Source organism: Streptomyces sp. 11x1 (assembly GCF_032598905.1).
In the GTDB taxonomy this organism is placed as follows: Bacteria; Actinomycetota; Actinomycetes; order Streptomycetales; family Streptomycetaceae; genus Streptomyces.
In genome coordinates this window covers 6,937,226-6,959,790 of record NZ_CP122458.1, presented here as the reverse complement: position 1 = coordinate 6,959,790, position 22,565 = coordinate 6,937,226, and the positions used below count along the sequence as shown (strand labels likewise).

At 70.4% G+C, this 22,565-nt stretch carries 16 protein-coding genes; 2 read left to right on the top strand and 14 right to left on the bottom strand.

Translation table 11 applies throughout. The features are described from left to right. Positions 1 to 119: 119 nt before the first annotated feature. The 7 genes from rpmA to P8T65_RS30500 all read right to left on the bottom strand — a co-directional run bounded on the left by rpmA (position 120) and on the right by P8T65_RS30500 (position 10,246). A complete protein-coding gene (gene rpmA, locus P8T65_RS30530; protein ID WP_033525817.1) occupies positions 120 to 374 on the bottom strand; it encodes a 50S ribosomal protein L27 in 255 nt (84 codons plus the stop codon). Positions 375 to 388: 14 nt separating this feature from the next. Next, positions 389 to 709: a 50S ribosomal protein L21 gene (rplU, locus tag P8T65_RS30525; protein ID WP_033525816.1), complete on the bottom strand. Its 321-nt coding sequence runs from the start codon at positions 707 to 709 to the stop codon at positions 389 to 391. Positions 710 to 903: 194 nt separating this feature from the next. Then, positions 904 to 2,202: a phospholipase D-like domain-containing protein gene (locus P8T65_RS30520; RefSeq protein ID WP_316728382.1), complete on the bottom strand. Its 1,299-nt coding sequence runs from the start codon at positions 2,200 to 2,202 to the stop codon at positions 904 to 906. Positions 2,203 to 2,501: 299 nt separating this feature from the next. Next, on the bottom strand, positions 2,502 to 6,752 hold the full coding sequence (locus P8T65_RS30515) for an Rne/Rng family ribonuclease (RefSeq protein ID WP_316728381.1): 4,251 nt from the start codon (positions 6,750 to 6,752) through the stop codon (positions 2,502 to 2,504). Positions 6,753 to 6,996: 244 nt separating this feature from the next. Then, a complete protein-coding gene (locus tag P8T65_RS30510; RefSeq protein WP_316728380.1) occupies positions 6,997 to 7,884 on the bottom strand; it encodes a TIGR03936 family radical SAM-associated protein in 888 nt (295 codons plus the stop codon). Between the two features lie 48 nt (positions 7,885 to 7,932). Further along, complete coding sequence (locus P8T65_RS30505) at positions 7,933 to 9,018, bottom strand: hypothetical protein (protein WP_316728379.1); 1,086 nt, start codon at positions 9,016 to 9,018, stop codon at positions 7,933 to 7,935. Positions 9,019 to 9,106: 88 nt separating this feature from the next. After that, positions 9,107 to 10,246 (bottom strand): glycosyltransferase, encoded by a 1,140-nt coding sequence (locus P8T65_RS30500; RefSeq protein WP_316728378.1) that lies wholly within the window; start codon positions 10,244 to 10,246, stop codon positions 9,107 to 9,109. Positions 10,247 to 10,604: 358 nt separating this feature from the next. Here P8T65_RS30500 and P8T65_RS30495 point away from each other — a divergent pair, with 358 nt between their 5' ends. Both P8T65_RS30495 and P8T65_RS30490 read left to right on the top strand, forming a co-directional pair. After that, positions 10,605 to 11,084, top strand: a complete 480-nt coding sequence (locus P8T65_RS30495; protein WP_316728377.1) for a hypothetical protein — start codon at positions 10,605 to 10,607, stop codon at positions 11,082 to 11,084. A 103-nt stretch (positions 11,085 to 11,187) separates the two neighbouring features. Further along, on the top strand, positions 11,188 to 11,943 hold the full coding sequence (locus tag P8T65_RS30490; RefSeq protein ID WP_316728376.1) for a hypothetical protein: 756 nt from the start codon (positions 11,188 to 11,190) through the stop codon (positions 11,941 to 11,943). On the opposite strand, the gene P8T65_RS30485 is transcribed toward P8T65_RS30490, so the two are convergent. The 7 genes from P8T65_RS30485 to P8T65_RS30455 form a co-directional block, all read right to left on the bottom strand. Beyond that, a complete protein-coding gene (locus P8T65_RS30485) occupies positions 11,937 to 13,895 on the bottom strand; it encodes a TIGR03960 family B12-binding radical SAM protein (protein ID WP_316728375.1) in 1,959 nt (652 codons plus the stop codon). The two genes, P8T65_RS30490 and P8T65_RS30485, sit on opposite strands and share 7 nt — an antisense overlap. A gap of 104 nt (positions 13,896 to 13,999) precedes the next feature. Continuing rightward, complete coding sequence (locus P8T65_RS30480) at positions 14,000 to 15,562, bottom strand: CYTH and CHAD domain-containing protein (RefSeq protein WP_316728374.1); 1,563 nt, start codon at positions 15,560 to 15,562, stop codon at positions 14,000 to 14,002. 89 nt (positions 15,563 to 15,651) lie between these two features. Next, complete coding sequence (gene rodA / locus P8T65_RS30475) at positions 15,652 to 16,848, bottom strand: rod shape-determining protein RodA (RefSeq protein WP_230211723.1); 1,197 nt, start codon at positions 16,846 to 16,848, stop codon at positions 15,652 to 15,654. After that, positions 16,845 to 19,238 (bottom strand): penicillin-binding protein 2, encoded by a 2,394-nt coding sequence (gene mrdA / locus P8T65_RS30470; protein ID WP_316728373.1) that lies wholly within the window; start codon positions 19,236 to 19,238, stop codon positions 16,845 to 16,847. The genes rodA and mrdA overlap by 4 nt, the downstream gene beginning before the upstream one ends. 120 nt (positions 19,239 to 19,358) lie before the next feature. Beyond that, complete coding sequence (gene mreD, locus P8T65_RS30465; RefSeq protein WP_230211721.1) at positions 19,359 to 20,030, bottom strand: rod shape-determining protein MreD; 672 nt, start codon at positions 20,028 to 20,030, stop codon at positions 19,359 to 19,361. Between the two features lie 28 nt (positions 20,031 to 20,058). Next, entirely contained in the window at positions 20,059 to 21,012 is a 954-nt protein-coding gene (gene mreC / locus P8T65_RS30460; RefSeq protein WP_230211720.1) for a rod shape-determining protein MreC, read from the bottom strand. Positions 21,013 to 21,185: 173 nt separating this feature from the next. After that, complete coding sequence (locus tag P8T65_RS30455; protein ID WP_005479350.1) at positions 21,186 to 22,205, bottom strand: rod shape-determining protein; 1,020 nt, start codon at positions 22,203 to 22,205, stop codon at positions 21,186 to 21,188. Positions 22,206 to 22,565 lie beyond the last annotated feature (360 nt).

Here is a 22,565-nt window from a genome sequence, read left to right as displayed (position 1 = left end):
CGACCGACGGCCGGGGGTGGTACGGGTTCAGTTATTGGGTAACACGCGAAAGGCGGACCCGCCTTCCCGCACGGGAAGTGAGGTCCGCCTCGCGAAAGACTGTCCGAAGACTTTTCCGATCAGCCGACCGGAACGATGTTCACGACCTTGCGGCCACGGGCGGTGCCGAACTCGACCGCACCGGCGTTCAGCGCGAACAGCGTGTCGTCCTTGCCGCGACCGACACCCGAGCCCGGGTGGAAGTGCGTGCCACGCTGGCGGACCAGGATCTCACCGGCGTTGACGACCTGACCGCCGAAGCGCTTCACGCCGAGCCGCTGAGCGTTGGAGTCGCGACCGTTCCGGGTGGACGATGCGCCCTTCTTGTGTGCCATCTCTCCTCAGTCCCTTACTTCGCAGCCGCGGGGATCTCAGTGACCTTGATCGCCGTGTACTGCTGGCGGTGGCCCTGACGACGGCGGTAGCCGGTCTTGTTCTTGTAGCGCAGAATGTCGATCTTCTGCCCCTTGTGGTGGTCCACGACCTCGGCCTGGACCTTGATGCCGGCAAGGACCCACGGGTCACTGGTCACGGCGTCGCCGTCGACGACGAGCAGGGTCGAGAGCTCGACCGTGTCGCCGACATTGGCGGTGGAAATCTTGTCAACCTCAACGATGTCGCCGACAGCAACCTTGTGCTGGCGACCACCGCTGCGCACGATGGCGTACACGCGGATCTCACTCTCTCGCTCCGGAACGGCACCCCCGCAGTCCAGCCGCCCGACACGCGGACGGCCTCTCCCACGGCGCCGGGCGCGCGGAAGGAATGAGGTTTACGGGGATGTGACGCGTCGCTACCTACGGACACGCCGACGGTCAAGGTTACGGGGCCGCGCCCGAAGGGGTCAAACCGAGCCCCTCCCCGCTAACCGGCGGGCTTCTCGCCGTCCGCCGGCAGCGGCTTCACACCCTTGCACAGGTCGGTGGTGTCGGCCTTGCCCGGATAGGCGACGCCGATCACCTTGTCGAAGTGCGTCCGGTACATGTCGTGCACGGCGTCGTCGTCGACCTTGACGATCGCCTCGTCGTTCTCGCGCAGCGCGGGCCCGGTGTAGTTGCCCGACCCGGTGAAGCTGATCTTGTTGCGCACGCCGTCGTACTGGCCGTCCACGAGGATGTACTTGGTGTGGATGATGTACGGCGTGGTCAGTTTCTTCCCGGGGTTCAGCGGGTCCCGGTCGTCGTTGTAGCACCGCACCGTCGGCCCGCCGGACGTGTGCATCTTCTCCCACGTCCCCTTGGTCCCGCCGCTGCTCTTGGCGCTGTCGGACTCGGCGTACACGATGCTCACGTTGCAGCCGGCCTTCTTCAGGGCGACCAGCTTCTCGGCGATCGCCAGCCGGGTGATCTTGAAGATCGCGACCCGCACCCAGGTCTTCCGCGCCACCCCGGTGCTGTCCTTGTACGAGCACTGCACGTTGTTCAGCACCGAGTACACGGTGTCGGTGGCCCGGGTGTTCCCGGCCCGGGGGAAGAAGTACGCCTTGTAGAGGCCGTTGCTGACGGTCCGGTACTCCCAGGCCGCCCAGTCCCGGCCCACCATCGTGTCGAAGTAGTCCGCGTACGCGTCGTACATCGTCGGGTTGTCCGGCAGCAGCAGCGCGTCGTTGAAGAACTTGGTGTGCGCGGAGGGGGTCGAGTTCGACGTGGTCTGCACGACCACATTGGTGGCGCCCTCGACCGCCGAGAACAGCCAGAACTTGTTGTGCATGATCGACTGCCCGTACTTCGGATCGCCGAGGCAGGACCTGTCGACGGCGCAGGACGCTATGTACGACCCCTTCGTCCGGTCGGTGCCGAGCGCCGCGACCAGGCTGCCGTACGCGGTGTTCGTGGGGCGGTCGCTGACGCTCGACTCGTCCAGCAGGACCTGGACGCGCACGCCCCGGTCCTTGGCGGCCACGAGCGCGTTGACGACGGACGCCTCCCACACGTGGTAGACGGCGACCTTGATGGTGGAGCCGGGGAGCGCGGCGTCCGTCAGCTCGACGAGCCGGGCGCGTATCGCGAGTTGCGCAGCCTCGTCACCCAACGGGTCGTTGAAGAGCGGGCCTTCGGTCCAGGTCGGCGCGGCACGCGCGACGTCCGCGGCCGTCACCTGCACACCGGCCGCCGCCAGCACGGTGGCCAGCGCCACCGCCCCCCGCCCACGCACGCGCGCCATGCGATCCCTCCCCGTTCCCACCCTGCCCGTATGTCCACGACAGCGCTCACACCAACGCTCACGCGATCGCTCACGACTGCGTAGATGACTGCGAATTCGACTACGTGAGTGTTACAGGCGCCCGAGGGTGCTCAAGGGGGAAGGGGGTACCGGTGAGACGGCAGAGAGGAGGAAAACTCCGCAAATCTCCCCACTCGGTGTGAAGTTGCTCCCCCGGAACGGACCGGTGCCCCCACCGGATGGTCAAACCACCCGGCGGGGGCACCAGTTGGAGCGGATCGACGTCCGCCCCGTGGGGCTCAGCTCTCGTCGGTCGAGGCCGTCACCGTGGCCGAGGACTGCTCGGCGGCCACCGTGGTCTTCTTCGCGGCCGACTTCTTCGTGGCCGCCTTCTTGGCCGTGGCCTTCTTCGCGACCGTCTTCTTGGCGGCCGCCGTCTTCTTCGTGGCGGCCTTCTTCGCCGTGGCCTTCTTGGCCGTCTTGCGCGCCGCCGTCTTCTTGGCGGGCGCCTCGGCCTCGGTCTCGGTCTCCTCGGCCGCCGGAGCGGACTCCTCGACCGGGGCCTCGGCCGCGTCCTCGACCGGGGCCTCGGCCGCGTCCTCGGCCGGAGCCGACGGGACCACGACCACGGCCGCCTCCTCGGACGCGGTGGGCGCGGTCGCCTTGCGCACGGCACGCCGACGCGGACGGGCCGGAGCCGCGCTCTCGGCGACGGCGGCCGCCTCGGGCTGTGCGGCGTCCTCGGCCACGGGCTCGGCGACCGGCTCGGCCACGGGCTCCGGCGCCGGCTCGGCGGCCGCCACCGTGACCACGGTCTCCTCCGCCGCCGCGCCTGCCGGAGCGCCCGCCGGAGCGGACACCTTCCGGGTCGCCCGACGACGCGTACGGCCCTTGGGAGCGGCCTCCTCTGCGCTCGGCTCGGCCGCCGGCGCCTCGACGACCGGGTCCTCCACCGCGACCGGCTCCGCCTCGGCGGCCTCCCGCGACTTCGGGGCACGGTCCTCGGAGACGGTGGTGACGGCCACGGCCTCACGGGACTCACGCGAATCACGGGTCTCGCGGGACTTCGGGGCACCGGAGGGCGCGGACGCCCGACGGGTGGCCCGACGACGCGAACGGCCGCGCCCGACCGCCGCCTCGGCCTCGGCGACGCTGCTGTACAGCTCCTCGTCCGGCTCGAACTCGGGGGACGGCAGCGCCACGGGCTCGGCCACCTCGGCGGCGACCTCGGCGGCCGCCTCGGTCTCGACCGGCTCGGCCGGCTCCGCGGGCTCGACGGCCTCGGGAGCGGACACGTGCTCGTGGTCGTGCTCGGCACCGCCACGCCCGCGCTTACGGCGCTTGCCGCCACCGCCGGGAGCGGTCGGCTGGTCCATGTGCACGATCACGCCGCGCCCGTTGCAGTGGACACAGGTCTCGGAGAAGGACTCCAGCAGGCCCTGGCCGACCCGCTTCCGGGTCATCTGCACCAGGCCCAGCGAGGTGACCTCGGCGACCTGGTGCTTCGTACGGTCACGCCCCAGGCACTCCAACAGGCGCCGCAGCACCAGGTCCCGGTTGGACTCCAGGACCATGTCGATGAAGTCGATGACGACGATGCCGCCGAGGTCGCGCAGCCGCAGCTGACGCACGATCTCCTCGGCCGCCTCCAGGTTGTTCCTGGTGACCGTCTCCTCCAGGTTGCCGCCCTGGCCGGTGAACTTACCGGTGTTGACGTCGACCACGATCATGGCCTCGGTCTTGTCGATCACCAGCGAACCACCGCTGGGCAGCCAGACCTTGCGGTCCAGCGCCTTCATCAGCTGCTCGTCGATGCGGTACGTCGCGAAGACGTCGACCTCGGAGGTCCACTTCTGCAGCCGGTCCGCCAGGTCGGGCGCGACGTGCGAGACGTACCCGTGGATGGTCTCCCAGGCGTCCTCGCCGCTCACGATGACCTTGGAGAAGTCCTCGTTGAAGATGTCGCGGACGACCCGGACGGTCATGTCCGGCTCGCCGTACAGCAGCGTCGGCGCGTTGCCGTTCTTGGCCTTCTTCTGGATGTCCTCCCACTGCGCCTGCAGTCGCTCGACGTCGCGGCGCAGCTCGTCCTCGCTCGCGCCCTCGGCGGCGGTGCGCACGATGACGCCCGCGTCCTCGGGGACGATCTTCTTGAGGATGGTCTTCAGCCGGGCCCGCTCGGTGTCGGGCAGCTTGCGGCTGATACCGGTCATCGACCCCTCGGGGACGTAGACCAGGTAGCGACCCGGCAGGGAGACCTGGCTGGTCAGACGCGCGCCCTTGTGCCCGATCGGATCCTTGGTGACCTGGACGAGCACGGACTGGCCGGACTTCAGGGCGGACTCGATCCGGCGCGGCCCGTTGGCCATGCCGAGCGCCTCGAAGTTGACCTCACCGGCGTACAGGACCGCGTTGCGGCCCTTGCCGATGTCGATGAAGGCGGCCTCCATCGACGGCAGCACGTTCTGCACCTTGCCGAGGTAGACGTTGCCGACGTACGAGGTCGACTGCTCCTTGTTGACGTAGTGCTCGACGAGCACGTTGTCTTCCAGGACGCCGATCTGGGTGCGCTCGCCGCTCTGGCGGACGACCATGACGCGCTCGACGGCCTCGCGGCGGGCGAGGAACTCGGCCTCGGTGATGATCGGGACGCGCCGACGTCCCTGCTCACGGCCTTCCCGGCGACGCTGCTTCTTGGCCTCCAGCCGGGTGGAGCCCTTGATGGACTGCACCTCGTCGGACGGCTCGGTCTCCTTGGCGCGCCGCTCGCGCGGCTCGCGGACCTTGACGACCGTCCGCTCGGGGTCGTCGGAGGCCGCCTCGGCCTCGGTGCCGGAGTCCCCGGCGCGGCGACGACGGCGACGGCGACGACGGCTGCTGCTGGAGCCCGAACCGGACTCCTCGCGGTCGTCGCCCTCGTCCTCGGCGTCCTCGTCCAGCTGCTCGGCGGTGTCCTCGGCGTCCTGCTCGGCCTGCTCTGCGGCGAGCTCGTCGCCCTCGGCGGCGTCCTCGGCCTCGGCCGACTCGCCCCGGCGACGACGACGGCCACCCCGGCGACGGCGGCGCCGCGCCCCGGTGGACTCCTCCTCGCCGTACTCGTCCCCCTCGGCGGCGTCCTCGGCGCTCTCCTCGGACTCCTCGGGCTCTTCCGGCTCATCGGCCACCACGGTGGCGGCCGCGGGCTGCTCGGCCTCGGCCGGCTCACCCCTGCGACGACGGCGACGCCGCGACCCACCGGTGGACTCCTCCTCGGCGAACCCACCCAGGCCGGTGGTCCCGGCGTTCTCGGCAACCTCGGCCGGCTCGGGCGTCACGGTCTCGGCCTCCGCCTCGGCGGCGGCCTGCGCGGCGGCCCGCTCCGGCGTCTGGAACATCGGCTCGGTGAACACCGGCGCCTGGAACACGGCCACGGCAGGCCGGGACGGACGCGACGGCGCGTCGTCCGCGACTCGCGCCGCCGGCTCGGAGAAGCCAACGGCCGCCTTACGGGTGGCCCGACGACGGGCCCGACGCGGACCCGCGTCCTCGGCCTCCGACTCGGCGGCCGCACGCGGCGCCTTGACCGGCTCGGGCTCGGCCACCGCGGTCGCGGGGGCGGCTTCGGCGGCGGGCGCCTGCTCGGCCGGGGCCGGCACGGTCTCGGCGGCCACGGCCTCGCTCACGCGGTCGTCGGCGGACTCGCCCTCGGGCGCACCGGCGGGCGCGGCGGCCCGGCGCGTGGCACGCCGACGGCTACGGCGGGGCGCGGCCTCCTCGGCCGCCTCCACCGGCGCGCCCTCCTGAACAGCGGCGGGCGCGGTCTCCGTCGGGGTCTCGACAATCTCGGCGGCCTTCGGCTCACCGGCGGGCGTGGACGCCCGGCGTGTGGCGCGACGGCGCGGGCGCGGCGCGGCCTCCTCGGCGGCGGGCGCCTCGGCGACCGCGGCGGGCTCGGAGGCGGCCTCGGTCTCGGCGGGGGTCTCCTCGGCGGCCTGGGGGGCACTCGTGGGCGCGGAGGCGCGCCGGGTGGCGCGACGGCGCGTACGCCCGGCGGGCGCGGCCTCCTCGACGGCGGCGGGCGCCTCGGCGACGGCGGCGGGCTCGGCTGCCGCCTCGGCGGAGGCGGCCGGCGCCACGGTCTCGACGACTTCGACGACCTCGGCGTCCTTGGGCGCACCGGCGGGCGCGGAGGCGCGGCGGGTCGCACGACGGCGCGTACGCCCGGCGGGCGCGGCCTCCTCGACGGCGGGCGCCTCGACGACGGCGGCGGACTCGGCCTCTTCCGTCTCCTCGGCCTCGGTGACCTGCGCGTCCTCACCGGTCACGCCGTCCTCGACGGTCTCGGTGGTTTCGGTGGTCTCGTCCGTCTCGGTCGGCTCGGCGGCCGCGAGGTCCTCGGACTCGGCGGCCGGTATGGCCGGCGCGGTGGTCTCCGCGGCCGCTTCGGCGGCGGACGGCGGTCCCGCGGGACGGGACGCGGCACGGCGGCGACGGCGCGGCGGCAGGGTGTCGCTCGGCGTGTTGTGGTCGGAGCCCTGCGCGGGCTCGGCGGGTTCGATCGTTTCGGGCATGCGGGCGTTTCTCCCGTCAGGCTCCCGGGCGCCGCACCCGGTCCGGTGTGGCCGGTGACGTCCGCGGCTCGCGTCGTACGCGACTGCCGCCGTCCGGGGCGCGGGCGCCGCACGGGAGCTCTCTGTGTCCTGTCTCGCCGGTTCCGTACGCCATGTTGCGTACGGCCTGGCGAAAGTCTTGTGGTCGGTGCGCTGCCCGACCCAGGGGGCTCCCGGATCAGAGGGCGGCGCTACGACGTCCGTCCTACGCGGGGCCTACCGGCGCCGACGCCTTCGCGGCGGCAGCGGGTTCGGCCGTTGAGGGGGCCGGCGCTGCCTCGCGGTCGGGCGCGAGCGGGTCGGTCACCGTGCCGGTCTCATCATCGAAAAGCCCCTGCGCCAGCCTGGTCACCGCTGCGGGGACCGGCGGCGCCAGGTCGGCCACGGCGCGGAGACCGGACAGGACGTCGTCGGGTCGTACGGCAGGCGTCACGTGCCGAACTACCAGCCGCAGTATCGCACAGGGCTGGTCCGTCGGCCCAGCAAGGGGCGCGGCGCCGGCCGCTCCGGTGGAGCCGACGCTTGCGGCGGGCTGTGGACCGGCCGTCTCAGAACCGTTCGCTCCGGCGCTTCCGTCACGTCCATCACGTGCGTCATGGCCGTCACGGCTGTCGAGGTCGACGACGGCGGCACGGGCGTCGAAGGTCCGTACGCCGTTCTTGGTCCTGCGCTGGACCTCGACGAGGTCCGACGCCTTGAAGGCCTCGACCGCGCGCGCGGCGTCCTCGGGGTCCACGCCGTCCAGGCGCAGCTCCCATTCGGAGGCCGTGAGCCGGTCGGCGAGCCCGGAGGTGCGGGCCTCGACCGCGTCGACGATGTCGAGGCCGGGGGGTAGCGACTCGTCGAGCAGGATCCTGAGCTTCTCCGGATCACGCGCCGCGGTGAGCGCGATCTCCAGATACTCCGCCTCACTGCCCGTGCCGGTGGGTGCGGCATTGGCGTACGACACCTTCGGATGCGGCGTGAACCCCGCCGAGTACGCCATCGGCACCTCGGCACGGCGCAGCGCACGCTCGAAGGCGCGCTGGAAGTCACGGTGGCTGGTGAACCGGAGGCGGCCGCGCTTGGTGTAGCGCAGTCGGATGCGCTGCACCGCGGGTGCGGGCGGCGGGCCTTCGGGCTGTCGCTTGCCCAGTGTCGTTCAGTCCTTCGTGAGAGCGGTCGTACTGCTACCAAGAGTACGTGCCTCGGCGGCCCTCGGTTCCCGCCTGTGGACGGGCTTCGGTTCCGCCCGTTGTCCGAAGAGGGCCGAGCGCACGCTCGCGCGGGCCTGGCGGACGGTCTCGCGGGCGGTGCTCAGGGCCTGCCGGGTGGTGCGGCCCACGGCCCGGCCGACCGCCGCGACCGGCTTCCACACCGCGTCCCGCACGAAGTGCCCGGCCGGTGTGAGGACGGTCCGGTACACCCACCGGGTCGGCTCTACCAGGAGCCACCGGAACAGGTTCGCCAGGAACCGCCCGACGGCGAGGGAGATCCGCCCCGCCACCCGCCACGCGTGCCCGAGGGCCTCCCCGATCTCCCGGCCGACGGCGGCGAGGAACCGTCCGACGGGCGCGAGCACCCAGCGCCACACGGCGAGCGCGGGCAGCACCAGCAGCACGCGCAGCGTCCAGTACACGCCGAGCCAGAGCCCGGTGAAGATCATCCGTACGAGCCACACGGCGCCCATGGCCACCCACGCGATCGCGTGCCCCACGGGTGTCAGCACGTACCGGTACAGCCACCCGGCCGGCACGACGAGGAGGTGGACGACCAGCCAGGCGATGCTCCGCCCGACCGGCACCACGGTCCACCGGTACAGCCACCGGAGCCCGGCCAGGACACCGCGGGCGACCCAGCCGCATCCGGCCCCGACACCGGCCGCCAGCCAGGAGATCGCGTGCCCCACGGGTGTCAGGACGTACCGGTACGTCCACACCGCCGGGACGACCAGCAGCCGGTACCCCAGCCATCCGAGCCCCTGGGCGAGCGGCACGACGACGTACCGCCACAGCGCCACACAGGGCCACACGAGGACGACCCGGCCGAGCCAGAGCGCCGCACGGCCCGCAGGCCGCAGCACGGTGTCCGTCAACAGCCGCCCGCCCGCCACCAGTGCGTCCCACAGCATGCGCACGGGCACGACCAGCACGAGCACCACGATCCGCACCGGAATCCGGATCGCGACGACGAGACACCCCTCGGGCGCCGACTGTGCCTGATGGGCGGGCCTCTTCTCCAGGTCCATGACGACGTAGACGCCTCAGAGTGTCGCCCGGATCCAGCCATCACCAACGAGTTCCCACCGCTTCCAACCAGGCGGCCGCCCGCGCCCGCTACCGCTTGCGCCCGGAGGCCCTCGCGGACTTCGCCGCCGACTTGCCGGCCCGGGCGGCCTTGGGGCGGCGCACCACCGCGGGCAGGTCCGACGGTGCGGCGTGCGGCGCGGAGAACTCCCGGTTGATCTCGACCTGGCGGCGGACGCGTTCGGGCAGATCCCGCATGGCCAGCAGACGGTCGCACGCCCCGAGCGCGGCCGCGTGGTCGCCCACCCAGTGGGCGGTGATGGAGAACTCGAACAGCAGGCCCCACCGGTAGACCCAGGGCTTGGTGAAGAGCAGGTCGTCCGGCGCGGGCCGGTCGACGACGTCGACGACAAGGGCGTGCGCGGTGTGGTGGCACCGCCGGAGCCGAAGGCGGGAGGCCAGCTCGTAGCAGGCTTCGAGCCTTGTGGGGCGTGACTCCCAGGCGCGGGAGAACGTGTCCATGGCTCCCGGCCAGTCCCCTTCCTCGTCCGCCCGGAGGATTCCCGCCTCCAGGAGCGAGCAGTAGACCTCCTCGCCCCAGCCGCCCATCGCCGCACGTCGCTCGTACAGGTCGATCGCCTCCCGGGCGTGGCCGAGGTCACGTTCGGTGTTGGCCAGGTAGAAGACGGTGCGGGGGTTTGTGGGGTCGCGTTCCAGTTCACGTCTGAGCAGACCCGCGTCGCGTTCGAACTTGTCGCTGCGGCAGCCGCCGTCCGCGTGGTCCTCGATGACGAGGGCGTCCAGGTTCTCCTGGACATCGGGCCCGTCGGTGCACGGGTACTCGTGGGTGACCCCTTCGTAGCGCCAGAGCCGGTCCCCGCGCATCAGGTGCTTGAAGCGGTGCTGGGTGCCCGGTGTGTCATAGCGCAGCATGTACGAGGTCCCCGTGAGCCGGGGCAGCGGCGCGTCCTGACGCAGTACATGGTCGGCATCGACGGTGAGCAGGAAGTCGGCCTTTCCGCGGGCGTGTTGGATGTTCCGCGTCCGGTTGTGACCGAAGTCGACCCAGGGCTCCTCGCGCAGTTCGCCGGGGATGCCGTCCAGCGCCGCGCGGATCAGGTCCTGTGTGCCGTCCGTGGAGCCGGTGTCGGTGATGACCCAGGTGTCGATCAGCGGCCGGACAGCGGCGAGGCAACGCTCGATCACCCGCGCCTCGTTCTTGACGATCATGCAGAGGCAGATGGTCTGGGGCTTCACGGCTCACCGGTCCAGGTGTGTGGGAACGCCGCCCCGACGGCCGCGTGACGTATCACCTCATATCGCAGGAATACCTTTCACTGGCACCGAATTAGCCCACCCGTGAGACCCGTTGAGGCTGATTTGATGATCTCCATCCCCGTCCGGTCCCGCTCGCTGGTCGAGTCGGTTGACAGGGGCGAGGCTCACGATCGAGTGCGAAGAAAAGCCCCGAACCGGTCGAAACTAGGAGCCCGTAGATGAGTCCTGGCGCAGGACGATCTCGCTGATAGGCCCGCTGGCACGCCACAGGATCACCAAGGTCAGCACGTGTGCCTCGCTCGCACTGGCGGTGACCGCCGGACTGGCCGGCCCCGCCGCGGCGGCAACGCTGAGCGTGTCCGAGCACTCCACCGTGACGAGGGGCGGCAACGACGAGTGCCCGCCCGCCGACGATCACGGTGATCAGCACCACACCGACGCCGGGCAGCATGAGGACCAGTACGACGGATCGTCGCCCGACTGGTACGACGATCAGGACCAGAACCGCACGGCGGCACTCGGTGGCAACGACGACCACTGCGAGGTGGGCCCCGCCGGCCCGACCGGACCCCAGCGTCCGACCGGCGCCAGGGGCGACACCGGTCCTCAGGGCGAAGTCGGCCCCGAGGGCCCCCCAGGTGACACCGGCGAGACGGGCCCCACCGGCCCGACCGACCGGAGCCACTGGCGCGACCGGCGCGGACGGCGCGGACGGTCCCGCCGGCCTCACTGGTGCGACAGGTCCCACCGGCCCCACGGGAGCGGACGGGCTGACGGGCTGACGGGCTGACGGGCTGACGGGAGCCACCGGTGCCACGGGCGCCACGGGGCCCGCCGGTCCCTGCGCCGACATCGACGCGGTACAGGACTCCAAGAAGCGCGAGTTCCGGGTCGTGCTGAGCGACGGACGGGTCTTCGCCGGCATCCGCGACCTCCAGGGCGAGGTCGCCCACCCGTTCCTGTGGACCGACCTCAACGCCCACCCCAACTTCCCGGCAGGCGGCCGTGATTCGCGGGACCGCTACGTCGGCTTCGCGTGCGGTGTCTCGGTCAACACGAGCGGCCACGGCGAGGGCCACGGGCACGGGCACGGGCACGGGCACGGGCACGGGCACGGGCACGGGCACGGGCACGGGCAGAAGGAAACCGGCAAGGAGCACGGTCAGGGCCAGGGCCAGGGCCAGGGGCACAGCCAGACCGGCCAGGGCCAGGGCCACGCCCAGCAGACCGGGCAGAGCCACAGCCAGGGGTCGAGCAGCGGTCACACCCAGGACACCGGCAAGGACCATGGCGGCAGCTCCGGCACGGACCACGGCGAGGACAAGGGCCAGCCCAAGGGTGAGGAGGCCGACGCCTCGAAGGGGCTCGTCAAGTTCAATGTCGTCACCACCGTGGGCCAGGCATGGGAGACCACCTGCGTGCCGGTGGACACGCAGCCCCACGCCACCCTGAACTGCGACGACGAACAGGGCAACCCGCGGCCGTGGTACCGGGTCGAACTCCAGTCGGCGGACAACATCGTCAACGGCGGCTCGACCGTCACGCCGCGCGTGACCGGCCGGTTGTACGTGAGAAGGGGTGCCCGGAGACCGGCCGAACGGCCCTCCGGACACCCCTCTACGACCTGCCGGCCTCGGCCGGGTCAGTGACCGTGGCTGTGCGGCGCACTCCCCACCGGCTGCTTGACCGACAGCGGCAGCAGCTTCTTGCCCGTCGGGCCGATCTGGATGTGGGTGTCCATCTGCGGGCACACGCCGCAGTCGAAGCACGGTGTCCAGCGGCAGTCCTCGACCTCTGTCTCGTCGAGGGCGTCCTGCCAGTCCTCCCAGAGCCAGTCCTTGTCGAGGCCGGAGTCCAGGTGGTCCCAGGGCAGGACCTCCTCGTAGGTGCGCTCGCGGGTCGTGTACCAGTCGACGTCGAGGCCGAAGTCCGCGAGGGCCTTGTCCGCGCAGCTCATCCAGCGGTCGTAGGAGAAGTGCTCGCGCCAGCCGTCGAAGCGGCCGCCGTCCTCGTAGACCGCGCGGATGACGGCGCCGATGCGGCGGTCGCCGCGCGACAGCAGGCCCTCGACGATGCCCGGCTTGCCGTCGTGGTAGCGGAAGCCGATGGAACGGCCGTACTTCTTGTCGCCGCGGATCTTGTCGCGAAGCTTTTCGAGCCGGGCGTCGGTCTCCTCGGCGGAAAGCTGCGGCGCCCACTGGAACGGTGTGTGCGGCTTGGGGACGAACCCGCCGATCGAGACCGTGCAGCGAATGTCGTTCTGGCCGGAGACCTTGCGGCCCTCGGCGATCACGTTCATCGCCATGTCGGCGATCTGGAGGACGTCCTCGTCGGTCTCCGTCGGCAGGCCGCACATGAAGTACAGCTTCACCTGGCGCCAGCCGTTGCCGTACGCCGTGGAGACCGTCCGGATCAGGTCCTCCTCCGAGACCATCTTGTTGATGACCTTGCGCATGCGCTCGGAGCCGCCCTCGGGCGCGAAGGTCAGACCCGAGCGCCGGCCGTTGCGGGTCAGTTCGTTCGCGAGGTCGACGTTGAAGGCGTCCACGCGGGTCGAGGGGAGGGACAGACCGATCTTGTCCTCCTCGTACCGGTCCGCCAGGCCCTTGGCGATGTCGCCGATCTCGCTGTGGTCGGCGGAGGAGAGGGAGAGCAGGCCGACCTCCTCGAAACCGGTCGCCTTGAGGCCCTTCTCGACCATCTCGCCGATGCCCGTGATGGAACGCTCCCGCACCGGGCGGGTGATCATGCCCGCCTGGCAGAAGCGGCAGCCGCGGGTGCAGCCGCGGAAGATCTCCACCGACATCCGCTCATGGACCGTCTCGGCGAGCGGGACGAGGGGCTGCTTGGGGTACGGCCACTCGTCGAGGTCCATGACGGTGTGCTTGGACACCCGCCACGGGACACCGGACTTGTTGGGCACGACGCGGCCGATACGGCCGTCGGGCAGGTACTCGACGTCGTAGAACGCGGGGATGTACACCGAGCCCGTCTTCGCGAGGCGGAAGAGGACCTCCTCGCGGCCGCCGGGCCTGCCCTCCGCCTTCCAGACGCGGATGATCTCGGTCATGTCCAGCACGGCCTGCTCGCCGTCGCCGATGATCGCCGCGTCGATGAAGTCGGCGATCGGCTCAGGGTTGAAGGCCGCGTGGCCGCCGGCCAGCACGATCGGGTCGTCGAGCGTGCGGTCCTTGGACTCCAGGGGGATTCCGGCGAGGTCCAGGGCGGTCAGCATGTTGGTGTAGCCCAGCTCCGTGGAGAAGGACAGACCGAACACGTCGAACGCCTTCACCGGGCGGTGGCTGTCGACGGTGAACTGCGGGACGCCGTGCTCCCGCATCAGCGCCTCCAGGTCCGGCCACACGCTGTACGTACGCTCGGCGAGGACGCCCTCGCGCTCGTTCAGCACCTCGTAGAGGATCATGACGCCCTGGTTGGGCAGACCGACCTCGTACGCGTCCGGGTACATGAGCGCCCAGCGGACGTCCGCGGACTCCCAGGGCTTGACGGTGGAGTTGAGCTCACCGCCGACGTACTGGATCGGCTTCTGCACATGCGGGAGCAGGGCCTCTAGCTGTGGGAAGACCGACTCGACAGACATCGCGGGGGTTACCTTCGTGAGCTGACAGGGGGTGACCATCTAGCCTAACGCCCCCGGAGACACCCCTCGCACTCCCGATTAGCGGCGGGGCTCACCTGCGCAGCTCAGAAGGGCATGTCCGCGCTGATCCTCTTCCACTCCCCGGGCAGCTCCGCCTCCGCCAGCTCCGCCCGGCGCTCCTCCCTGCCGTACAGCAGCCCGTACGTGAAGGCGCTCTCCCCCGGTGCCGCGTGGGCCTGGTGGGCAAGGTCGCGCAGGGCCTCGCGGGCCATCACGCTGTCCTGGTGGTCGCCGAGGAGGGTCTGCAGGGACTTCATGTCCTTGACGAGTGCCTTGGCCGGATTACCCAGGAGGGGACGGGCCGCCTCGGCCGCGTACCGGGTCCGCTTGGTCTTCTTGCGGGCCTCGTGCATGGCGAGGTCGCGGTCGGCGCCGGGCGGCTGGGCCAGGGCCTCCTCGACGAGGGCCGCCACCTTGCCGAAGTCCTTCTCGACCGCCTTGGTGATCACTTTCTCGGGATCGCCGTGGGCGGCCTTGAGCAGCGGCGGGTCCGCGATCACGGCGTCGAGGGTTTCCAGCAGCTCCAGATAGCGCGGTCCGTCCAGGGCCTCGATCAGTTCGGTCCGGGGGCCGGTACCTCCGTCCTTCCGCGACCAGGCGCGCAGCCGTGCGTGGACCGGGCCCGTCACCAGGCTCTCGGGGAGGCCGTCCAATGCCTCGGTGAGGCGCTCCGTCAGAACCTCCTGGTCACGGTCGACGCCCAGCTCCCCCGCGAGCCACTTCAGCTCCTCGCCGATCGGGTCCGTGACCGCCCGGTCCAGGACCTTGCCGAACGACTTGAAGGTGCTGCGCAGGCGACGCGTGGCGACCCGCATGCTGTGGACGGAGTCGAAGACGTCGCGGCGGACGGCGGGGTCCAGCTCGACGATCGCGTCCCGCTGGGCCCGGATGTACGCGAGGACATGGTCCCCGGGCGTGAGCGGCTCACCGTCCCCCTTCCCCTTCGCGCCCTTGCCGCCTTTCTCGCTCTTGCCGTCCTTCCCGTCCTTCTTGGCCTTCTTCCCCTTCGCAGGAGCCGTCTCCTGGAGGGCCCTGGCGAGCTTGGACGGCGAGTCCGACGGCCGTACGCCCGCCTTGCGCAGCTTCTTCTCGACCTTGTCGAGGAACGCGGGGTCACCGTCGTCGGCGAGTTCGACCTCGATCTCGGACCACTGTGCGGTCCGGCCCTTCTCGGTGAGCCGCTCGGCGACCACGGCGTCCACGCTGGCCTCGGCGAGGAGCCTGCCGTCGGCGTCGAGCAGCTCGCTGACGGCTCGGGTGGAGAGGAGACGGACCAGCGGGACCAGCTTCGCCGCCCGCACCCGGGAGCGGACCAGCCCGGCGAGTTCGTCGGGCAGCGTGTCGGACAGCGGAGCCCGGATCTCGTCCCGTACGCCCGAGGAGACGGGGAACTTCAGATGCCAGCCCGCGTCACTGCCGCCCGTACGGCGACGCAGGGTGATGGAGGCGGCGGCGAGGCGTTCGTCGGAGGTGTCGTAGTAGACGGCGTCCAGCTCCGCCACACCCTTGTCCATGACGGTCGCGACCCCGGCCACACCGGTGAGGTCCGGCAGGCCGCTCTCGTCGGACTCGTACTTCCGCTCGATCTCGCGCTTTGTGTCCGCCATGAAATGAATCTAGTCGCATATTCGGTAAAGGGGCAGACCATCGCCCCCATGGAGGGAGCGGAGGCCTGCCCCTGAGGAGCACCGGGACCTTACGCCGACATCGGGCGCTGCACTCTGATGGACTGCAGCAACCCCACCGCCACCCACACCGCGAACATCGACGAACCGCCGTACGACACGAACGGCAGCGGCAGGCCCGCCACCGGCATGATGCCGAGGGTCATGCCGATGTTCTCGAAGGACTGGAAGGCGAACCAGGCGATGATGCCGCCGGCGACGATCGTGCCGTACAGCTCGGTGGTCTCGCGGGCGATCCGGCAGGCCCTCCACAGGACGACACCGAGCAGCACGATGATCAGCCCGGCGCCCACGAAGCCGAGCTCCTCCCCCGCCACCGTGAACACGAAGTCGGTCTGCTGCTCGGGCACGAACTGTCCCGTGGTCTGCGAGCCCTTGAACAGCCCGGTGCCGAGCAGCCCGCCGGAGCCGATGGCGATCCGGGCCTGGTTGGTGTTGTAGCCCACGCCGGCCGGGTCGAGTTCGGGGTTGGCGAAGGCCGCGAAGCGGTTGATCTGGTACTCGTCAAGCACCCCGAGCTGCCAGACGGCGATCGCGCCGACCGCGCCCGTGCCGATGAGGCCTAGGACCCACCGGTTGGAGGCGCCGGAGGTGAGCAGGACGCCGAGCACGATGACCACCATGACCATGACCGAGCCGAGGTCGGGCATGAGCAGCACGATCAGTATCGGGACGGCTGCGAGCCCGAGGGCCTGGACGACCGTGCGGTGGTCGGGGTGGGGTTTGTCGCCCGCGTCCACCCGGGCCGCCAGCAGCATCGCCATCCCCAGGATGATCGTGACCTTCACGAACTCCGAGGGCTGGAGCGAGAAGCCGCCGCCGACGACGATCCATGCGTGCGCGCCGTTGATGGTCGCGCCCATCGGGGTGAGCACCAGCAGGATCAGCAGCACCGAGATGCCGTACAGGATGGGGACGGCCGTGCGTAGGGTGCGGTGGCCGAGCCAGACCGTGCCGATCATCAGGGCGAAGCCGATGCCGGTGTTGAGCAGGTGCCGGAGCAGGAAGTAGTACGGGTCGCCCTGGTTGAGCTCGGTGCGGTTGCGGGTCGCCGAGTAGACGAGGGCCGCGCCGATCAGGGAGAGCGCGATGGCCGAGAACAGTATCGGCCAGTCGAGCCGGCGGGCGAGCGAGTCACGGGCGAACAGCCGGGTCCAGCCGGTGCGTTCGGGCCCGTACCCGGAGACGGAGAAGCTGTTGCCGGTCATCCGGACCTCCTCCGTCCCCGACCACCGCGGCTGCCACCGCCGCCTTCACCGCGACTGCCACCGCCGCCGCTGCCACTGCCACTGCCACAACGGCCGCTGCCGCAGCGGCCTCCGCCGCCCCCTCGCCGTCGACCTCGATCGTCGCGTCGGCGGGCGGCGCGGTTGGTGCCGCCGCCCCGTGTGTCGAGGATCGCCGCCGGGACGTCGAAGGAGACCGGTCGGGCGCCGGGCCCCGCGGCGACCACCTGGGTGCCGTCCTCGGCGGCCTCCTTCTTGGACTTCTTCGGCGGGTAGGACTCCAGCTTCGGGGAGTCGATCGAACCGTCGGACTCGATCTTCGGCAGGCCCTTCTGCGGGGTGGGCAGCAGTGCCTTCTTCCTGTCGATCTTTCCGTCCTCGGAGACGCCGTAGAGCGCGTTGTAGAGCTTGCGCACGGCGGGTGCCGAGGCGCCGGAGCCCGTACCACCCTGGGAGATCGTCATGACGATCGAGTAGTCCTTGGTGTACGTGGTGAACCAGGAGGTCGTCTGCTTGCCGTAGACCTCGGCCGTACCCGTCTTGGCGTGGATCGGGATCTCGTCCTGCGGCCAGCCCTGGAAGCGCCAGGCTGCCGTGCCTCGGGTCGCGACTCCCGCGAGGGCTTCGTCTATCTCGTCGCGGGTCTTCTTCGTCATCGGCAGTTTGCCGTGCGACTTGGGTGCGATCTCCTGCACGTTCTTGCCGTCGGCGCTGATGATCGCCTTGCCGACGGTGGGGTCGTAGAGGGTGCCGCCGTTGGAGATGGCCGCGTAGATGGTGGCCATCTGGATGGGGGTGACGAGGGTGTCGCCCTGGCCGATGGAGTAGTTGACGGAGTCACCGGCACGCAGGCGGTTGCCTTCGAGGCAGTTCTCGTACGCGATCTGCTCGGCGTACGAGCCGCCCTTCTTGCCGTACTTGCACCAGGCGTCCTTGTTGTCCTCCCAGTACTTCTGCTTCCACTGGCGGTCCGGGATGCGGCCGGTGACCTCGTTCGGCAGATCGATGCCGGTCTCGGCGCCGAGGCCGAACTGGTGGGCGGTCTTGTAGAACCAGTCGTTGGCGCCCTTCTTGGGCTTGATGCCTCCGTCGCGCTTCCACTCCTCGTGGGAGAGGCGGTAGAAGACGGTGTCGCAGGAGACCTCCAGCGCCTTGCCGAGGCTGATCGCGCCATGGCTCTGGGACTCAAAGTTCTTGAAGACCTGGCCGCCGATCGAGTACGAACTGGAGCATTGGTACGGGCCGTTGAAGGAGTAGCCGGCGTTCACCGCGGCGGCCGTCGGGATCACCTTGAACACGGAGCCGGGGGCCGACTGGCCCTGGATCGCGCGGTTCAGCAGCGGGTAGTTGGACTTCTTGCCGGTGAGCTTGGCGTAGTCCTTGGCGGAGATGCCGCCGACCCAGGCGTTGGGGTCGTAGTCCGGGTTGGAGGCCATGGCGACCACACGGCCGGTCTTGGCCTCCATCACGACGACCGCGCCGGAGTCCGCCTTGTAGTTGGTCCCGGTGTTGCGGTCGTTCTGCTTGCGGGCTTCCTTCATCGCCTCGTTGAGTTCGTACTCGGCGATGCGCTGCACGCGGGCGTCGATGCTGGTGACGAGGTTGGCGCCGGGCTGGGCGGGGTCGGCCTCGGCCTCGCCGATGACCCGGCCGAGGTTGTCGACCTCGTACCGGGTGACGCCGGCCTTGCCGCGCAGTTCCTTGTCGTACTGGCGCTCCAGGCCGGAGCGGCCGACCTGGTCGGAGCGCAGATACGGCGAGTCGGTGTCCTGGGCCTTGGTGATCTCCTCGTCGGTGACCGGGGAGAGGTACCCAAGGACCTGGGAGGTCTTGGAGCCGCCAGGGCTGGCGTAGCGGCGGACGGCCTGGGGTTCGGCGGTGATGCCGGGGAAGTCCTCGGAGCGCTCGCGGATCTGCAGGGCCTGCTTGGCGGTGGCCTCGTCGGTGATGGGGATCGGCTGGTAGGGCGAGCCGTTCCAGCAGGGCTGGGGGGTCTCCGAGTCGCAGAGGCGGACCTTGTCCATGACGTCCTTGGGCTTCATGTCCAGGACGCCTGCGAGCTTGGTGAGGACGGCCTTGCCGTCGTCGTCCATCTTGAGCAGGTCGGTGCGGGAGGCGGAGACGACGAGGCGGGTCTCGTTGTCCGCGATCGGCACTCCGCCCGCGTCCAGGATCGAGCCGCGTACGGCGGGCTGGACGACCTGCTGGACGTGGTTGCCGGAGGCTTCCTTGGCGTAGGCGTCGCCCTCGCGGATCTGGAGGTACCAGAGGCGGCCGCCGAGGGTGCCGAGGAGGGAGAAGACGAGGATCTGGATGATGACGAGCCGGATCTGGACCCGTGGGGTCCGCCCGGTCTCCGGGATGTTGGTCACTGCCTGTCTCCCCCTCTCAGTGCGTGTGCGGGTGATGCGTGTGCGGGTGGTGCGCGTGGTGCCGGTACATGGGGTACACCGCTCGGCGGTGATCGGTTCCGCTGTCCGATTGCCGTGCCGTCACAGCCGCTTTACCCCCTTGATGCGTCCCGCCCTGGCCATCCGTGAGCGCGCGGCCTTGATGCGGAGTCCGCCGCGCTGGTTGCCGATGCGCAGGCCGGTGCCGGAGGAGAGCCAGCCGGAGGCGACGTCGGTCGCCTTGGCGGCGCTGCCGGTCTCGGCGAGCGGGTCGTTCTCGGCGCGCCGGGCGAGCGCGATGACGCCGGGGACGACGAAGGGCGCGAGCAGCAGGTCGTAGAGCGCGGCGGTGAACAGCAGGCTGGGCAGGCCGACGTGGCGGGCGGCGTCGTCTCCGACGAGGGCACCGACACCGGCGTACAGGAGGGTGGAGCCGAGGGCGGCGACGACGACCACGACCATCGGTCCGGTCGCCGACTTCAGGCGGCCCGTCTCGGGCTTCGCCAGTCCCGCGAGGTAGCCGATGACGCACAGGACCAGGGCGTACCGCCCGGCCGCGTGGTCGGCGGGCGGCGCGAGGTCGGACAGCAGCCCGGCGCCGAAGCCGATCAGGGCGCCGCCGACATGGCCGTAGACCAGGGCGAGGCCGAGCACGGTGAGGAGCACCAGGTCCGGTACGGCGCCCGGGAGATGGAGTCTGGCGAGGACGCTCACCTGGATCACCAGGGCGACGATCACCAGGGTGGTGGAGAGCAGCATCCGGTTGAAGCGCATCAGGGGGTCAGCTCCTACTGTCCTACGTCTACTGCTCTTGCGACTGTCCGTCGGCGCCGTCGCCCGGTTCGTCCGCGCCCGGTGTGACCGTGACCGTCACGGTGGGCGTGGGGGTGGCCTTCGGCTTGGCCGGCAGGACGGTGTCGCGAGGGTCCTTGCGCGGCGGCTGGACGACGACGCCGACGATGTCCAACTGGGTGAAGGCCACGAACGGCTTGACGTAGATCGTGCGGGTGAGGTCGCCGCCGGAGGGGTCGACGCGGGAGACGACACCGACCGGGACGCCCGGGACGAACGGCTTGTCGGCCTGGGAGCCGAAGGTGACGAGACGGTCGCCCTCCTTCACCTTGGCCTTGCCGTTGAGCAGTTCGACGCGCAGCGGCCGGTCGCCCTGGCCGGAGGCGAAGCCGAGTTCGTCGGTGGCCTCCATCCGGGTGCCGACGGTGAAGTCGGGGTCGTTGGCGAGGAGGACGGTCGCGGTGTTCGGCCCGACGGTGGTGACGCGGCCGACCAGCCCGTTGCCGTTGAGGACGGTCATGTCGCGGGTGATGCCGTCCTCGGTGCCGATGTCGATGGTGACGGTCCAGGAGAAGCCCTGGGCCGCTCCTATGGCGATGACCTCGGCGCCCTTGATGCCGTACCGGCCGTTCGCGGCGGTCTTCAGCATCTTGTCGAGCTGTTCGACCCTGCTGCTGTTGCGGTCGTCGCTGCCGAGGGCCGCCTTCAGTTCGGCGTTCTCCTTCTCCAGCGCGGCGAGGCGGTCGTGGCGGGAGCCGGAGTCGCGGACGGCGCTTATGGCGTTGCCGATGGGGTCGACGGCGGTCGACACACCGTCCTCGATCGGGCCGAAGACGGTGGCGGCGGCACGTCGGGCACCGTCGACCGGTGAGTCCTTCCCGCCGCGGATGTCCACCGTGATCAGCGCGAACGCGACGGCGATCAGCAGCACCAGGAGCAGCCGGCTCTCTCGTGTGTCCCTCACGTGCGGCGGCCGTGCCTTCCTCATAGGAATTCAACAGGAATTGGGGAATTCGGGTAGCCCCTGGGAATCCCGGCACGGGAACGACAGGGGCGCTTTGTGGAGCTTATGCCTCAATATCAACGATCCGCCGCACGAGAGGAGAACGTCCCGTACGGCGGAATCGAAGCGTTACGTCATCTGCGGGGCTGGGCGTCGAGCACCTGCTGCAACGCCTCGAACTCCTCGACACACTTGCCGGAGCCGAGCGCCACGCTGTCGAGCGGGTCCTCGGCGATATGGATCGGCATTCCGGTCTCCCGGCGCAGCCGTTCGTCGAGACCGCGCAGCAGGGCGCCGCCGCCGGTGAGGACGATGCCCCGGTCCATGATGTCGCCGGAGAGTTCCGGGGGGCACTTGTCGAGGGTCGTCTTGACGGCATCGACGATGGCGTTGACGGGCTCCTCGATCGCCTTCCGCACTTCCCCGGCGGAGATGACGACGGTCTTGGGCAGCCCGGACACCAGGTCCCGGCCGCGGATTTCGGTGTGCTCGTCAGCGTCGAGGTCGTACGCCGAACCGATCGTGATCTTGATCTGTTCGGCCGTCCGCTCACCGAGGAGGAGTGAGTACTCCTTCTTGATGTGCTGGATGATCGCGTTGTCCAACTCGTCGCCCGCGACGCGGATGGACTGGGCGGTGACGATGCCGCCGAGGGAGATGACCGCGACCTCCGTGGTGCCGCCGCCGATGTCCACCACCATGTTGCCCGTGGCCTCGTGGACCGGCAGGCCGGAGCCGATGGCCGCGGCCATCGGCTCCTCGATGATGTGCACCTGACGGGCGCCTGCCTGGGAGGACGCCTCGATGACGGCGCGACGCTCGACACCGGTGATGCCGGACGGCACGCAGACGACGACCCGAGGACGGGCGAGATAGCGCCGCTTGTGGATCTTCAGGATGAAGTAGCGGAGCATCCGCTCGGTGATCTCGAAGTCGGCGATGACACCGTCCTTCAGCGGACGTACGGCAACGATGTTGCCGGGGGTCCGCCCGATCATCTTCTTCGCCTCCGCGCCGACCGCGAGAATGCCACCGGTGTTGGTGTTGATCGCGACGACGGACGGCTCGTTCAGTACGATCCCGCGACCCCTGACGTACACCAGCGTGTTGGCGGTCCCGAGGTCGACAGCCATGTCACGGCCGATGAACGACATTGAGTTCCCCATCAGGATTCGTGTGGCCTTCCCAAGCGGAGCACTGACGGCTTTTGAGGGCTTTTCAGGGCTTTTTCGGGTCGGCGAAGTGGGTGCTGTGACGTGAAGGCTTACATCGTAGTCTCGCCCGCACGAACACTGCGCGAGGGTCTTCGCCATTGTGGGCATGCGATGCGCCGCCTCGCCTCTGGAGACGGTCCATCGGGGGTGTGCGTTCCCCCGATCGCCGCGCATATGCCGTTGTACGGCCCAATTCTAGGCGGGGTTGGCTGATCAGCCGGGGTGTAGGCCGTGTGGGTGGTGGCCGGGTGTGGTGGAAGTGTCCCGGGGGTTCCGGAGGCTTTCCCGGTCCGCCAGGGG

Bases quoted from the DNA above. Each gene is read 5' to 3' on its own strand.
- P8T65_RS30485 (WP_316728375.1), bottom strand. From the start codon at position 13,895: ATGTCTGTCGAGTCGGTCTTCCCACAGCTAGAGGCCCTGCTCCCGCAT.
- rpmA (WP_033525817.1), bottom strand. From the start codon at position 374: ATGGCACACAAGAAGGGCGCATCGTCCACCCGGAACGGTCGCGACTCC.
- rodA (WP_230211723.1), bottom strand. From the start codon at position 16,848: ATGACCGGCAACAGCTTCTCCGTCTCCGGGTACGGGCCCGAACGCACC.
- P8T65_RS30505 (WP_316728379.1), bottom strand. From the start codon at position 9,018: ATGGACCTGGAGAAGAGGCCCGCCCATCAGGCACAGTCGGCGCCCGAG.
- P8T65_RS30455 (WP_005479350.1), bottom strand. From the start codon at position 22,205: ATGTCGTTCATCGGCCGTGACATGGCTGTCGACCTCGGGACCGCCAAC.
- mreD (WP_230211721.1), bottom strand. From the start codon at position 20,030: ATGCGCTTCAACCGGATGCTGCTCTCCACCACCCTGGTGATCGTCGCC.
- P8T65_RS30520 (WP_316728382.1), bottom strand. From the start codon at position 2,202: ATGGCGCGCGTGCGTGGGCGGGGGGCGGTGGCGCTGGCCACCGTGCTG.
- P8T65_RS30480 (WP_316728374.1), bottom strand. From the start codon at position 15,562: ATGGCGGACACAAAGCGCGAGATCGAGCGGAAGTACGAGTCCGACGAG.
- P8T65_RS30515 (WP_316728381.1), bottom strand. From the start codon at position 6,752: ATGCCCGAAACGATCGAACCCGCCGAGCCCGCGCAGGGCTCCGACCAC.
- P8T65_RS30500 (WP_316728378.1), bottom strand. From the start codon at position 10,246: ATGATCGTCAAGAACGAGGCGCGGGTGATCGAGCGTTGCCTCGCCGCT.